This window comes from Streptomyces sp. SS8 (assembly GCF_054072955.1).
This window is the reverse complement of record NZ_JBSVCZ010000026.1, coordinates 62,189-75,546: the sequence shown is the minus strand read 5'-3', so window position 1 is coordinate 75,546 and position 13,358 is coordinate 62,189. Positions and strand designations below refer to the sequence as shown.

Below are 13,358 nucleotides of genomic sequence, written 5' to 3'. Positions count from 1 at the left end.
CCACCGACCCATGAGATTTTCACGACCGCGCTCATGAGCGCCTCACTGTGCGCCGCTCCCGCACCGTGCGAGCCTCACTCAATGCTCCGAGATGAACCGCCAGGCGGACAGCCGGCGGATTGGGCTCGACTAGGGGAGAGCACACCATGGAGATCAAGGTTCTGGGCCCGCTCACGGCGGTGGAGCGGGGAGTGTCTGTGGTTCCGAGCGCCGCCAAGCCGAGGCAGATCCTCGCGCTGCTCGCCCTCCAGGCCGATCACGTGGTGACCGTGCCGACCCTGATGGAGGAGATCTGGGGCGAGAACGTCCCGCGCAGCGCCGCCACCACCCTGCAGACCTACATACTCCAGCTGCGCCGCAGGATCGCGGTGGCGCTGGAGGGCGATCCGGCGCGGGAGGCCAAGGACGTGCTGGTCACCCAGCACGGCGGCTACCTGCTCCAGGTACAGCCCGGCCAGGTGGACGTCCAGGAGTTCGAGCAGCTCGCCGCGTCCGGCCGGGCCGCCTACGACGCCGGTGACGACCGTACGGCCTCCGAGATGCTGGGCCGCGCGCTGAAGATGTGGCACGGCCCCGCGCTGGTGGACGTACGGGTCGGCGGTGTCCTGGAGCTGGAGGTCCTGCGTATGGACGAGGACCGGATGGCGGCTCTGGAACGCCGCGTCGACGCCGACCTGCGGCTGGGCCGGCACACCGAACTCGTCCCCGAACTCAGGGTGCTGGCCGCCCGTCACCCCATGCACGAGAACTTCTGCGCCCAGCTGATGGTGGCCCTGCACCGCTCCGGCAACTCCTGGCGGGCCCTGGAGTCCTACCAGCGGCTGCGCAACACGCTCATCGAGGAGCTGGGCATGGAGCCCTCGCCGAAGCTCCAGCGCCTGCACCACGCGGTGCTCTCCGGTGACCCGCAGCTGGACGCCACGGCGCACGCGGTGCGCTGACCGGCCCGGGGCGGCGGGACGGCGCGGGACGGCGCGGGAACGGTCCGGCGACTGCTCCAGCCGACCTCTAGGCGGCGTTCCTACGTTCGCCCGATGACGATCCTCGACGACATCACGACGAGCCCACCGGCATCGCGGACCACCCCGGACCAGGACCTGGACCAGGCACCGGACCGGACGGCGGAACCCGGCCCCGACCTGCGCCGCGCCACCGCGGAACTGCTCCGGCTCAAGGAGGAGGTGGGCCGGGGCCCCGATCCGGACGCCACCCGCCGGCAGCACGCCAAGGGCAAACTCACCGTCCGCGAGCGGCTGGAGGTCCTCTTCGACGAGGGCACCTTCACCGAGATCGAGCCGCTGCGCCGCCACCGCGCCACCGGCTTCGGCCTGGAGGACCGCAAACCGCACGGCGACGGCGTGGTCACCGGCTGGGGCACCGTCCACGGCCGCACCGTCTTCGCCTACGCCCACGACTTCCGCGTCTTCGCCGGCGCCCTGGGCGAGGCCCACGCGGCCAAGGTCCACAAGGTCATGGACCTTGCGCGGGCCGCGGGAGCGCCGCTGGTCTCCCTCAACGACGGGGCCGGCGCGCGCATCCAGGAGGGCGTGACCGCGCTGGCCGGATACGGCGGCATCTTCCGCCGCAACACCGCCGCCTCCGGCGTCATCCCGCAGATCTCGGTGATGCTGGGCCCGTGCGCGGGCGGGGCGGCCTACTCCCCGGCGCTGACCGACTTCGTGTTCATGGTCCGCGACACCTCGCAGATGTTCATCACCGGCCCCGACGTGGTCAAGGCCGTCACCGGCGAGGAGATCACCCACAACGGGCTGGGCGGCGCCGACGCGCACGCCACGGCCTCCGGCGTGGCCGGCTTCGCCCACGACGACGAGGCCGAGTGCCTGGAGGACGTGCGCTACCTGCTGTCGATGCTGCCGGCCAACAACCGGGAACTGCCGCCCGTCGTACGCGGCGGCGACCCGGCCGACCGGCGCTGCGAGGCCCTGGCCGACATCGTCCCCGCCGACGGCAACCGCGCCTACGACGTGCGCGCGGTGATCGAGGAGATCGTCGACGACGGCGAGTACTTCGAGGTGCACGAGGCCTGGGCGCGCAACGTGGTGTGCGCGCTGGCGCGCATCGACGGCCAGGTGGTCGGCGTGGTGGCCAACCAGCCCCAGCAGCTCGCCGGCGTGCTGGACATCCACGCCTCCGAGAAGGCCGCCCGGTTCGTCTCAACCTGCGACGCCTTCAACATCCCCCTGGTGACCCTGATCGACGTGCCCGGCTTCCTGCCCGGGGTGGACCAGGAGCACGGCGGGATCATCCGGCACGGCGCGAAGCTGCTGTACGCGTACTGCAACGCCACCGTGCCGCGCGTCTCCGTCGTCCTGCGCAAGGCCTACGGCGGCGCGTACATCGTCATGGACTCCCAGTCCATCGGCGCCGACCTGACCTACGCCTGGCCGACCAACGAGATCGCGGTGATGGGCGCCGAGGGCGCGGCGGGCGTCGTCTTCCGGCGGCAGATCGCCGCCTCCGACGACCCCGAGGCCACCCGGGCGGAGCTGGTCGAAGAGTACCGGTCCGAGCTGATGCACCCCTACTACGCGGCCGAACGCGGCCTGGTCGACGACGTCATCGACCCCGCCGACACCCGGCGGGTCCTGGCCCGCTCCCTGGCCATGCTCCGCCGCAAGCAGGCCGACCTGCCCGAACGCAAGCACGGCAACGTCCCGCTGTAGTGCGTGGACGCCCCCTCGGAAGCGGTGGCCGCCGGCCCGTCCAGGCAGGCGCGAGTCCCCGTCTAGGGACGGCTTCAACCATGAGTTCACCGGAAGCGGCGGCACGTCACGAGCGGGCGGCCGCCCGGCCCGGCACCGGGGCGGCGAGGGACCGAACCCCGAACCGCCCCGGCCGCCGAAACCCTCAGCAAGCGCCACGAGAGCGTCACGGACGAAGGGAACGGCAGTGGCCCGCACAGTTCCAACCGCCGGATGCCGACAGCGGCAGCCGGTCCCGTCGAAGGGGAGGTAAGCGGTGGTACGCAGAGTCGTGATCACAGGTCTGGGCGTCGTCGCCCCCGGCGGGGTAGGCGTCAAGGAGTACTGGGAGCTGCTCACCGCGGGACGCACCGCGACCCGCACGATCTCCTTCTACGACGCCTCCCCCTTCCGCTCGCGGGTCGCCGCCGAGTGCGACTTCGACCCCGCGGCGGCGGGCCTGAGCCCGCAGGAGATCCGCAGGCTCGACCGGGCCGCCCAGTTCGCCGTCGTCTCCACCCGCGAGGCGCTGGCCGACAGCGGCCTGGACGTCTCCGCCCTGGACCCGTCCCGGATCGGCACCTCGCTCGGCAGCGCGGTGGGCTGCACCACCAGCCTGGAGCGCGAGTACGTGGTGGTCAGCGACGGCGGCCGCAAGTGGAACGTCGACCACGAGTACGCGGTGCCCGAGCTGTACCGCCACTTCGTGCCCAGCTCCATGGCCGCCGAGGTGGGACAGGAGGCCGGCGCCGAGGGCCCGGCCGCGGTGGTCTCCACCGGCTGCACCTCCGGCCTGGACTCGCTCGGCCACGCGGTCGAGCTGATCCGCGAGGGCACCTGCGACGTGATGATCGCGGGCGCGACGGAGGCGCCGATCTCGCCCATCACCTCGGCCTGCTTCGACGCCATCCACGCCACCACGCCCCGCAACGACACACCCGAGAGCGCCTGCCGGCCCTTCGACCGGACCCGCAGCGGGCTGGTCCTGGGCGAGGGCGCGGCGATCCTGGTCCTGGAGGAGCTTCAGAGCGCACGCAGGCGCGGGGCCCACATCTACGCGGAGATCGCGGGCTTCGCCGCCCGCTGCAACGCCTACCACATGACCGGCCTCAAGCCCGACGGCCGCGAGATGGCCGAGGCCATCGACGCCGCCCTGGACGAGGCCCGCCTCGACCCGACGGCGATCGACTACATCAACGCCCACGGCTCCGGCACCAAGATGAACGACCGTCACGAGACCGGCGCCTTCAAGCGCAGCCTGGGCGACCACGCGTACGCCACCCCCGTCAGCTCCATCAAGTCGATGATCGGCCACTCCCTGGGCGCCATCGGCTCCCTGGAGATCGCCGCCTGCGCCCTGGCGATGGAGCACGGCGTCCTGCCGCCCACCGCCAACCTGCACGAGCCCGACCCCGAACTCGACCTCGACTACATCCCGCTGACCGCCCGGGAGCGGAAGACCGACACGGTGCTCAGCGTCGGCAGCGGCTTCGGCGGTTTCCAGAGCGCCATGCTGCTCGCCCGGCCGGAGAGGAGTGCCCGATGACAGCGACACCGACGGCGCCGGCGGTACGGCCCGAGGCGGCGACCGCGCCGGCCGTACGGACCACCGCGGTCGTGACCGGCCTGGGCATCGCCGCCCCCAACGGCCTGGGCACCGAGGACTACTGGAGGGCCACTCTGGCCGGCGAGAGCGGCCTGGGGCGCGTCACCCGCTTCGACCCCTCCCAGTACCCCTCCACCGTCGGCGGTGAGGTCCCCGGCTACGTCGCCGAGGAGCACATCCCCAGCCGGCTGATGCCGCAGACCGACCACATGACCCGCCTGGCGCTCACCGCGGCCGACTGGGCCGTGGCGGACGCCGGCATCGTCCCCGGAGACCTGCCCGAGTACGGCATGGGCGTGGTCACCGCCGCCTCCGGCGGCGCGGTGGAGTTCGGCCAGCGCGAGCTGCAGAACCTGTGGAGCCAGGGCAAGGAGTACGTCAGCGCGTACCAGTCCTTCGCCTGGTTCTACGCCGTCAACACCGGCCAGATCTCCATCCGCCACAAGATGCGCGGCCCCAGCGGGGTGCTGCTGACCGAGCAGGCCGGCGGCATCGACTCCATCGGCCACGCCCGCCGCCACGTCCGCAAGGGCGTGCCCATGGTCGTCACCGGCGGTGTCGACGCGGCCCTGTGCCCCTGGGGCTGGGTCCCGCAGATCGCCTCCGGCCTGATGAGCACCGAGTCCGACCCCTCCCGCGCCTATCTGCCCTTCTCGGCGGAGGCGAGCGGATACGTGCCGGGCGAGGGCGGGGCGATCCTCATCGTGGAGGACGCCGAGTCGGCCCGGGAGCGCGGCGCCGAGCACGTCTACGGAACCGTCGCCGGCTACGCCGCCACCCTCGACCCCGCCCCCGGCAGCGGACGGCCCTCCGCGCTGCGCCGGGCCGCCGAGAACGCCCTGGCCGACGCCGGAGCGGCCCCCTCGGACGTCGACGTCGTCTTCGCCGACGCGGCGGGCACCCCCGGGCTGGACCGGGCCGAGGCGAAGGCGCTGGAGGAGATCTTCGGCGCCCGCGGCGTACCGGTCACCGCGCCCAAGAGCATGACCGGGCGGCTGCTGGCCGGAGGCGCCGCGCTGGACGCGGCCACCGCGCTGCTGGCGCTGCGCGACGGAGTCATCCCGCCGACCGCCGGCGTCGCCGAGGCCGACCCCGGCCACCGGATCGACCTGGTCACCGGCGCCCGCGAGGCGGACCTGCGCACCGCGCTGGTGCTGGCCCGCGGCCACGGCGGCTTCAACGCGGCGCTCGTCCTGCGCCGCGCCCACTGAGCCGGGCCCACCGAACCGGGCCACCGAACCGGACCCACCGGTCCCCGACCCCCACACGCGCACACGCACCGCGCGTCCACGCACATCACAGAGAGGAACCAACATGTCCACGACCACCACGAAGACCGAGGTGACCCTGGCGGACCTGACCCGGATGCTGCGCGAGAGCGCCGGCGAGGAGGAGGGCGTGGACCTGGACGGCGATGTCCGGGACACCCCGTTCATCGACCTCGGCTACGACTCCCTCGCCCTGCTCCAGGTCATCGGCCAGATCCAGCGCGAGTACGGGATCGCGATACCGGACGACGCGGTCGTCGACGCCGAGACGCCGGGCGCCCTGCTGGACCTCGTCAACTCCGGCCAGGCCTCCCCCGCCTGAGCCGGCCCCGGGCCGCCCTGCCGAACGCTCTCCGGCAGGGCGGCCGCTCCCTTCCCCCGCGCCTCTTTCCGCGCCCCGCGCCCCGTCCGCGCCGCGGCCCCGTCACCAGCCAGTCCGCCTCCCGTTTGCCGAAGCCATCCGCCGCCGGGGATCCGGCCGCCGACAGGAGAGCCCATGCCGCTCACCGAACACACCGCAGTGGTCCGCAGACTCACGGTCAGCACCAGGGGCGAGCCGGCCGGGGAGGCCGGCCGCGGCGAACCGGTCACGGCCACCGCCGCGGCCGTCTCCGCCGTGCTGCGCGCCTTCGGCCGCTCGCCGGAGGACCTGCCGGCCCGTACGGCCGTCTTCGTCGGCGCCGCCCGCACCGCCGCCGGCCTCGGCCCGGAGCACGAGGGCTTCGCCGTGCGCACCGCCTCCTCGCCCGGCCGCGCGCTGCGCCTGGCGCACCGCGAACTGCTCGCCAAGAACGTCGACCTCGCGCTCGTCGCCGGATTCGGCGAACCCCGGGCGGAGGCGGTCACCGTCCACGCGGTGCGGCGCGCGGCCGAGGCCGTCGCGGACGGCGAGTCCGTGCTGGGCGTACTGGACCTCCCCGGACAGGCGCCCGGAACACCCGGCCCCGGAACCCCTGGCGCCCCCGGCCCCGCCGACGACGCGCCCGTGGTCCGTCCCCTGCGGTACGGCGGCCGCGGCACCGACCCCGGCGGCGTACGGCTGCTGCTGTGGTCGGGCCGGGACGAGGCCGACGAGGCCCGGGTGCGCGGCGAGCTGCGCCCGATGGTCGACCGGCTCTTCCCCGAGGCCTTCCCCGTCCTGCCCACCGCGGTGCCCTGCGGACAGGAGCCCGGCCCGGTGCGCGCCGCGGCCGTCACCACCGCCGACCGGGCCGCGCGGGCGGTGCTCGGGGCGAAGGCCGTCACCACCGGCAGGCCGCGCCCGGTCGCCCTCCTCTTCCCGGGCCAGGGGTCCCAGCACACCGCGATGGCGGCCGGGCTGTACGGCCGGGAGCCGGTGTTCACCGCGGCCATGGACGCCGTGCTCGACCTGTTCGGTGAGGACGGCGAGGACGTCCGGGCCGACTGGCTCGCCGACGGGACCACCCGCACGCCGGGGATCGGCATCGACGACGTGCGCCGCGCCCAGCCGCTGCTGTTCGCCGTGGACTACGCGCTGGGCCGCACCGTCCTCGGCTGGGGCGTGCGCCCCACCGCCTTCCTCGGCCACAGCGCCGGCGAGCTGGTCGCCGCGGTCTTCGCGGGCGTGGTGTCGCTGCCGGACGCCGTCGGCATGATGCGCGAGCGGGTGCGGTACGCGGTGGAGATCCCGCCGGGCGGCATGCTCGCCGTCGGCGCCTCCGAGGAGGAGCTGCGCCCGTACCTGCGCGGTGACGTGGCCATCGCCGCGGTCAACGCGGGCCGGCAGACCATGCTGGCCGGCTCCCGCGGGCCGCTGGGCGAGGTCGAGGCGGCGCTGCGCGCCGACGGCCACACCGTCGTCGCCGTCCCCGCCACCAGCCCCTTCCACTGCCCGGCGATGGCACCGGCGTCCGAGGCCGTCGAGCGCGCCTACCGCGGCGTACGGCTGAGCCCGCCCGCGCTCCCGCTCTACTCCGGCTACACCGGGGGCCCGCTGAGCCCCGAGGACGCGCTGCGGCCGGACTTCTGGGCCCGCCAGCTCACCGACACCGTGTACTTCAGGCCCGCGCTGGACGAACTGCTCGCGGCCGACGACATGCTGCTGATCGAGGCGGGCCCCCGGCAGACCCTCACCGCGTTCGCCCGCCGCCACCAGGCGGTACGGCTCAAGGCCAGCGCGGTGGTGCCGATGCTGCCGGCCCGCCCCGGCGGGCCGGTGGAGGACCGGCGCTCGGTGCTCACCGCCGCGGCCCGGCTGTGGGAGGAGGGGCACGCCCTGGACCTGGACGCGGTGAGCCGGCTGTGGAACTGGAGGGCCGACGCCCCGCCCGCTGCGGAGGCCCCCGCCGCGGAGGCCTCGGCGGCGGACGGCCGCTTGGGGGAGCGCCGGCCCCTGACGGCCGTATGAGCGCCCGTACGGCCCCGGCGAGCATCTGGTGGGGCGTGTACCGGTCCCTGACGGCGGCGGGGAACGGCCGGACGCCCCCGCCGCACCTCGCCCTGCCGGCGCCCGGCCACCACGGCTGGCTCCTCCCCGACCTCTCCGGTGCCTCCGACCTCTCCGGTGCCTCCGACCTCTCCGGTGCCTCCGGCCTCTCCGGTGGCCCGGACATCCCGGGCTCCTTCGGCCTCCCCCGGCCGGCGGGGCGCCCGCGGACGTAACCCGAACGGCTCCCGACCGCAGGACACCGGGAACGCGCGCGTCCAGCCTGGCTGTGTAGAGGTGGGCCCGGACGGGCCGGGGCGTTCGGCCGATCGCGTGGCCGGCGCTGTCGCTCGCTGGAGGTGCCGGATGCCGCAGGTGCGGGTGTACGTGTCCATACCGCTGCCGGTGGAGGAGGTGTTCGGACGCCTGGCCGACGGGTGCGGGCTGGCGGCCTGGCACTCGGGCGTGGTGTCGGTGCGCCGGGTGGATTCGCGGGAGGGGGAGTACCGGTACCGGTTCCCAGGGCGGCGCCGGGAGTGCGTGCTGCGGCGGGTGGTGTGCGAGCCGCCGTCACGGGTGTCGTTCGAGGGGCAGCGGATGTGGACGCCGCTCGGGTGGCAGATGCCGCGCTACGACTTCCGGCTGTGGCCGTGGGAGGGCGGCGGATGCCGGGTGGAGGTGGGGGTCAGGTGCGCCCTGGGGGGCGCGATGGTGCTGCTGTGGCCGGTGGTGTCGTGCGGGTGGAGGCGTGATCTGCCGGCGGACGCGCAGGCGCTGTACGAGCGGCTGACGGACGCGCGGGAGCGGGATACGGAGGCCGCCGTGGCCGAGGCGGGTCCCGCGGCGGGCGGCGGCCCGTCCGGCGTCGGCTCCGCCCCCGCCGGGGCGGTCCGGAGCGTGGAGGCCGCTGTGCCGCCCGCCTCCCCCAGGCCGCCCCGCTCCGCCCGCCGCTTCCGCTTCCCCGCCCCGAACGGCTGACCGCCCCGGACGCCCACGGCCGTGGGCGTCCGGGGCGGGGCGTCCGGCCGCACCGGGCGGCCGGACGGAACGGATAGGGTGCGGCCGGACACACCGAGACGGCCCGGGGGATGAATGCCGTTCACGCTCAGCCACGCCGCCGCCGCGCTTCCGGGACTCCGCGCGGACGGCAGGGGCCGGGGGCCGCTGGTGGCTTCCGCTCTGGTCGCCGGGACGCTGGCCCCGGACGCGGCGTACTACGCGGCCAGCGTCGATCCGCGGATCATGCGGCTGGGGGAGTACACCCACTCGGCTCTCGGCACGGTCACGGTGGACGTCCTGATCGCGGCGGCGCTGCTGGGGGTGTGGCTGCTGCTGCGGGAGCCGCTGTCGGCCCTGCTGCCCGAGGGGGCGCGGGGGCGGGCGTACGCGCTCACCCGCGGCGAGCCCTGGCGCGGCAGGCCGCCCGCCGGCCTCCTGCTGCGGTGCTGGGTCTCCGCGGCGCTGGGGGCGGCGACCCACGTCCTGTGGGACTCGTTCACGCACATGGACCGGTGGGGCGTGCGGTTGATCACCGTGCTGGACGAGCGGGTGCTCGGTGTCCCCCTCTACCACCAGCTCCAGTACGGCGGTTCCGCCGTGGCCCTGGTGGCCGTCGCGGCCTTCCTGGTCCGGGCGTGGCGCCGGCTGCCCCACTCCCCGGCGCCCGCGCTGCCCGTGTTCCGCGTCCTGTCCGCGCGCGGCCGGGCGGGCGCGGCGGCGCTGCTGGGCGCGGCGGCGGTGGCGGGCGCCGTCCACCGCTGCGTGCGGCGGGCGGGGGCCGAGCCGGAGGCGGTCCCGTGGGAAGGGTACGTGCCCACCGCGCTGTTCGGCGCGGGCGCCGGGCTCGCGCTCGCCCTGCCGCTGTACGCGGTGGCGCTGCGTGCGGTGGCGGCGGCGCGGGAGCGCCGTACGGTCCGCGCGTCCGGCGCCGGTGCGTCCGGCACGCCCGGCACGGCCCGTACGGAGGAGCCGGCCGGTCGGCGGCCCGTCAGCGGCTGAGCGGATCGCGGTGCAGCAGCCGCACCCGCCCCTCCAGCATCGCGCCCAGCCCCTCCACCGCGCAGACGGCCGGCTGCTCGGCCACGTGCACCGGCATCCCGGTGGCCTGCCGCAGCATCGAGTCCAGCCCCGGCAGCATCGCGCTGCCGCCGACCAGCATGATCCCGCGGTCGGCGAGGTCGGCCACCAGATCGGGCTGACACTGGCGCAGCACGCCGCGGATGGCGTCCACCATCGCCGTCAGCGGGGGCTGGATGGCGGCACGCACGCTCTCGGTGTCCACGTTCACCGTGCGGAACAGCCCGGTGGACACGTCCCGGCCGTACACCTCGGCCTCGGTCCGCTCGGACGGCGCGACCGACAGCGCCAGGTGCAGCGGGTGGACCGCCTGGTTGGGGAGCATCAGCTCGTGCTGGTTGCGCAGGTGCTGGACGACGGCGCGGTCGATGACCTCGCCGCCGACCGGCACCGTCTCGGAGGCGACGATCGACCCCAGCGAGAGCACCGCGACGTGCGAGGTGGCCGCGCCGCACATCACGATCATGGTGGCCTCGGGCTCCTCCACGGGCAGCCCGGAGCCGACGGCCGCCGCGATGAGGCTGTCCACCAGCTCCACCCGCCGCGCGCCCATCCCGGTGAGCGTCTCGATCGCGGCGCGCTGGACGAGCGGCTCGGCGTCGTGCGGGATGCACACGGCGGCGCGCAGCATCGGCTTGCGCCGCCAGGCCCGGCGGATGCGGTCGCCCACCAGGGCGCGCAGCATCCGCCGGGCCATGTCGATGTCCACCACGGTCCCGCCCGACACCGGCCGCACCACCCGGATGTGCTCGGGGGTGCGGCCCACCATCCGCTCTGCCGGGGCGCCGACCGCGATCAGGGCCCCGGAGCGGGTGTTGACGGCGACGGCCGACGGCGCGTCCACGATGACGCCGAACCGTTTGAGGTAGACCCGGGTCCTGGCCGCGCCGAGGTCGACGGCTACGGAACAGCGGCTCAGTTGCTCAAGACTGACGGTCACAGCGGCATCTCCCCGGACATGGCTCGATACGGGCCGCCGCCCGGCGGCCCCGATTCTCATCGTGGGGGCCGGGCGGCGGTCCCGCGCGCTGGACTGATCCGGATGGGCGAGGGCCGCCGCGGGCGCCGGAGGCGGCCGAGTTCCGCGTACCGCCGGGGAGGTGATGGGCGGTCAGGAGGCGGGGCCGGGCACGGCCGGTTCCCCGGCATCCCGCCCGGGCCGCGTGTCCGGCAGTGTGCCCGGTCGCGTGTCGGCCCGTGCGCCGGCCTGCGCTCCGAACTGGGTGCGGTACAGCTCCCGGTAGCGTCCGCCCGCCGCCATCAGCGTCTCGTGGGTGCCGCGCTCGACGATCCGGCCGCCCTCCACGACCAGGATCAGGTCCGCAGCCCGGACGGTGGACAGGCGGTGGGCGATCACCACGGAGGTGCGGCCGCGCAGCGCCTCCGCCAGCGCCTCCTGGACCGCCGCCTCGGAGGTGGAGTCCAGATGCGCGGTCGCCTCGTCGAGGATCACCACCCGCGGCCGGGCCAGCAGCAGCCGGGCGATGGTCAGCCGCTGCCGCTCGCCGCCGGACAGGCGGTAGCCGCGCTCGCCGACGACCGTGTCCAGCCCGTCGGGCAGGGAGGCGATCAGCCCGTCGAGCCGGGCGCGGCGCAGCACGTCCCACAGTTCGTCCTCGCTCGCGCCGGGCCGGGCGAACAGCAGGTTGGAGCGGATCGACTCGTGGAAGAGGTGGCCGTCCTGGGTGACCATGCCGAGCGTGGCGCGCAGGGAACGGAAGGTCAGATCCCTTACGTCCACGCCGCCGAGCCGCACCGCGCCGCCGTCGGCGTCGTAGAGCCGCGGCACGAGCTGGGCGATGGTGGACTTGCCCGCGCCGGAGGAGCCCACCAGCGCCACCATCTGCCCCGGCTCGGCGCGGAAGGACACCTGGTGCAGCACCCGCTCACCGCCGCGCGCGTCGAGGACGGCGACCTCCTCCAGGGAGGCCAGGGAGACCTTCCCGGCCGGCGGGTAGGCGAAGTCCACGCGGTCGAACTCCACCGACACCGGGCCGCCGGGCACCTCGCGGGCGTCCTCGCGCTCCTCGATCAGGGGCTTCAGGTCCAGCACCTCGAACACGCGCTGGAAGCTGACGAGCGCGCCCATCACCTCCACCCGCGCGCCGGCCAGCGAGGTCAGCGGGGCGTAGAGCCGGGTGAGCAGCAGGGCCAGGGCCACCACCGCGCCGGGGTCGAGCCGGCCGCGCAGCGCGTACCAGCCGCCGAGCCCGTAGACCAGGGCCAGCGCCAGGGCGGAGACGACGGTGAGCGCGGTGAAGAAGACATGCTGGACCATGGCGGTGCGCACCCCGATGTCGCGCACCCGCCGGGCGCGTGCCGCGAACTCCCGTGACTCCTCCCGGGGCCGCCCGAACAGCTTGACCAGGGTGGCGCCGGGGGCGGAGAAGCGCTCGGTCATCTGCGTGCCCATGGCCGCGTTGTGGGCCGCCGCCTCGTGCGAGAGGCGGGCCAGCCGGGAGCCCATGCGCCGCGCGGGCAGCACGAACACCGGCAGCAGCACCAGGGCGAGCAGCGTGACCTGCCAGGACAGCCGCACCATGACCACCAGGGTGAGGAGCAGGGTGACGAGGTTGCCGACCACCGAGGAGAGGGTGTTGCTGAAGGCCCGTTGGGCGCCGATGACGTCGTTGTTCAGCCGGCTGACCAGCGCGCCGGTGCGGGTGCGGGTGAAGAAGGCGACCGGCATCCGCTGGACGTGGTCGAAGACGGCCGTGCGCAGGTCCAGGATCAGCCCCTCGCCGATGCGTGCCGACAGCCACCTGGCCAGCAGTCCGATCGCCGCCTCGGCCACCGCCACGACCGCGATCAGGGCGGCGAGCCGGCCGACCGTGCCTGCCGCCGAACCCGCCACGATCGCGTCGACCACCCGGCCCGCGAGCAGCGGGGTGGCCACGGCCAGTGCCGCCGAGACGGTGCTGAGCAGCAGGAAGAGCGACAGGAGCCGCCGGTGCGGGCGGGCGAAGCCCGCGATGCGGCGCAGAGTGGTGCGGGACAGCGCGAAGGAGTGGCGCTGTCGATCCTGCGGTGCGTGGCGCGCCTGGTACAGGGCGTCCCAGGCGGCGGATTCCATACTCATCGCGGGTCCTCACGTCGTCGTTGGCTCGGTCTGGACCGTAGGGCTTCAAGTCGGCTTGAGGTCAAGGGCGGACGGGGTCCGGACGCGGCCGTTCAGCCGGTGGGACAGGGTTCCGCTACGGGTGCCCGCCGGGGGATCATTTCGGGGACCACCGGTGGGCCGGCGGCGGACCGCCGGCCACCCGGGCGGACCGCGAGCGGCCCGGCGCCGCCGACCCGCGGCACCGGTCCGCCTCCTCTCC

The 13,358-nt window shown here is 75.1% G+C and carries 10 protein-coding genes; 8 read left to right on the top strand and 2 right to left on the bottom strand.

Features of this window, described 5'->3' with window-relative positions; translation table 11 throughout:
- Positions 1–146 precede the first annotated feature (146 nt).
- The 8 genes from ACW69E_RS22695 (at position 147) to ACW69E_RS22660 (ending at position 9,960) form a co-directional block, all read left to right on the top strand.
- Entirely contained in the window at positions 147–941 is a 795-nt protein-coding gene (locus ACW69E_RS22695; protein WP_457500122.1) for an AfsR/SARP family transcriptional regulator, read from the top strand.
- A gap of 93 nt (positions 942–1,034) precedes the next feature.
- Complete coding sequence (locus ACW69E_RS22690) at positions 1,035–2,684, top strand: acyl-CoA carboxylase subunit beta (protein ID WP_457500121.1); 1,650 nt, start codon at positions 1,035–1,037, stop codon at positions 2,682–2,684.
- A gap of 295 nt (positions 2,685–2,979) precedes the next feature.
- Positions 2,980–4,248 carry a beta-ketoacyl-[acyl-carrier-protein] synthase family protein gene (locus ACW69E_RS22685; protein ID WP_457500120.1) on the top strand — a complete coding sequence of 423 codons (1,269 nt, stop codon included), beginning with the start codon at positions 2,980–2,982 and terminating at the stop codon, positions 4,246–4,248.
- The gene (locus ACW69E_RS22680) at positions 4,245–5,519 is read left to right on the top strand and encodes a ketosynthase chain-length factor (RefSeq protein WP_457500119.1); all 1,275 of its coding nucleotides are present in this window, start codon (positions 4,245–4,247) and stop codon (positions 5,517–5,519) included. Before ACW69E_RS22685 ends, ACW69E_RS22680 begins: the two co-directional genes overlap by 4 nt.
- A gap of 103 nt (positions 5,520–5,622) precedes the next feature.
- Positions 5,623–5,898: an acyl carrier protein gene (locus ACW69E_RS22675; RefSeq protein ID WP_206350092.1), complete on the top strand. Its 276-nt coding sequence runs from the start codon at positions 5,623–5,625 to the stop codon at positions 5,896–5,898.
- 174 nt (positions 5,899–6,072) lie between these two features.
- Positions 6,073–7,944 (top strand): acyltransferase domain-containing protein, encoded by a 1,872-nt coding sequence (locus ACW69E_RS22670; RefSeq protein WP_457500118.1) that lies wholly within the window; start codon positions 6,073–6,075, stop codon positions 7,942–7,944.
- A 384-nt stretch (positions 7,945–8,328) separates the two neighbouring features.
- Entirely contained in the window at positions 8,329–8,940 is a 612-nt protein-coding gene (locus tag ACW69E_RS22665) for an SRPBCC family protein (RefSeq protein WP_457500117.1), read from the top strand.
- 114 nt (positions 8,941–9,054) lie between these two features.
- Complete coding sequence (locus ACW69E_RS22660; protein WP_457500116.1) at positions 9,055–9,960, top strand: DUF4184 family protein; 906 nt, start codon at positions 9,055–9,057, stop codon at positions 9,958–9,960.
- Here the strand turns inward: ACW69E_RS22660 and mreB are convergent.
- The gene (gene mreB, locus ACW69E_RS22655; RefSeq protein WP_457500115.1) at positions 9,950–10,978 is read right to left on the bottom strand and encodes a rod shape-determining protein MreB; all 1,029 of its coding nucleotides are present in this window, start codon (positions 10,976–10,978) and stop codon (positions 9,950–9,952) included. The two genes, ACW69E_RS22660 and mreB, sit on opposite strands and share 11 nt — an antisense overlap.
- 171 nt (positions 10,979–11,149) lie before the next feature.
- The gene (locus ACW69E_RS22650; RefSeq protein WP_457500114.1) at positions 11,150–13,117 is read right to left on the bottom strand and encodes an ABC transporter ATP-binding protein; all 1,968 of its coding nucleotides are present in this window, start codon (positions 13,115–13,117) and stop codon (positions 11,150–11,152) included.
- Positions 13,118–13,358: the final 241 nt, after the last annotated feature.

Excerpts from the sequence above, each read along its gene's own strand:
- ACW69E_RS22690 (WP_457500121.1), top strand. The coding sequence starts at position 1,035 with ATGACGATCCTCGACGACATCACGACGAGCCCACCGGCATCGCGGACC.
- ACW69E_RS22680 (WP_457500119.1), top strand. The coding sequence starts at position 4,245 with ATGACAGCGACACCGACGGCGCCGGCGGTACGGCCCGAGGCGGCGACC.
- ACW69E_RS22695 (WP_457500122.1), top strand. The coding sequence starts at position 147 with ATGGAGATCAAGGTTCTGGGCCCGCTCACGGCGGTGGAGCGGGGAGTG.
- ACW69E_RS22660 (WP_457500116.1), top strand. The coding sequence starts at position 9,055 with ATGCCGTTCACGCTCAGCCACGCCGCCGCCGCGCTTCCGGGACTCCGC.
- ACW69E_RS22665 (WP_457500117.1), top strand. The coding sequence starts at position 8,329 with ATGCCGCAGGTGCGGGTGTACGTGTCCATACCGCTGCCGGTGGAGGAG.
- ACW69E_RS22670 (WP_457500118.1), top strand. The coding sequence starts at position 6,073 with ATGCCGCTCACCGAACACACCGCAGTGGTCCGCAGACTCACGGTCAGC.
- ACW69E_RS22675 (WP_206350092.1), top strand. The coding sequence starts at position 5,623 with ATGTCCACGACCACCACGAAGACCGAGGTGACCCTGGCGGACCTGACC.
- ACW69E_RS22650 (WP_457500114.1), bottom strand. The coding sequence starts at position 13,117 with ATGAGTATGGAATCCGCCGCCTGGGACGCCCTGTACCAGGCGCGCCAC.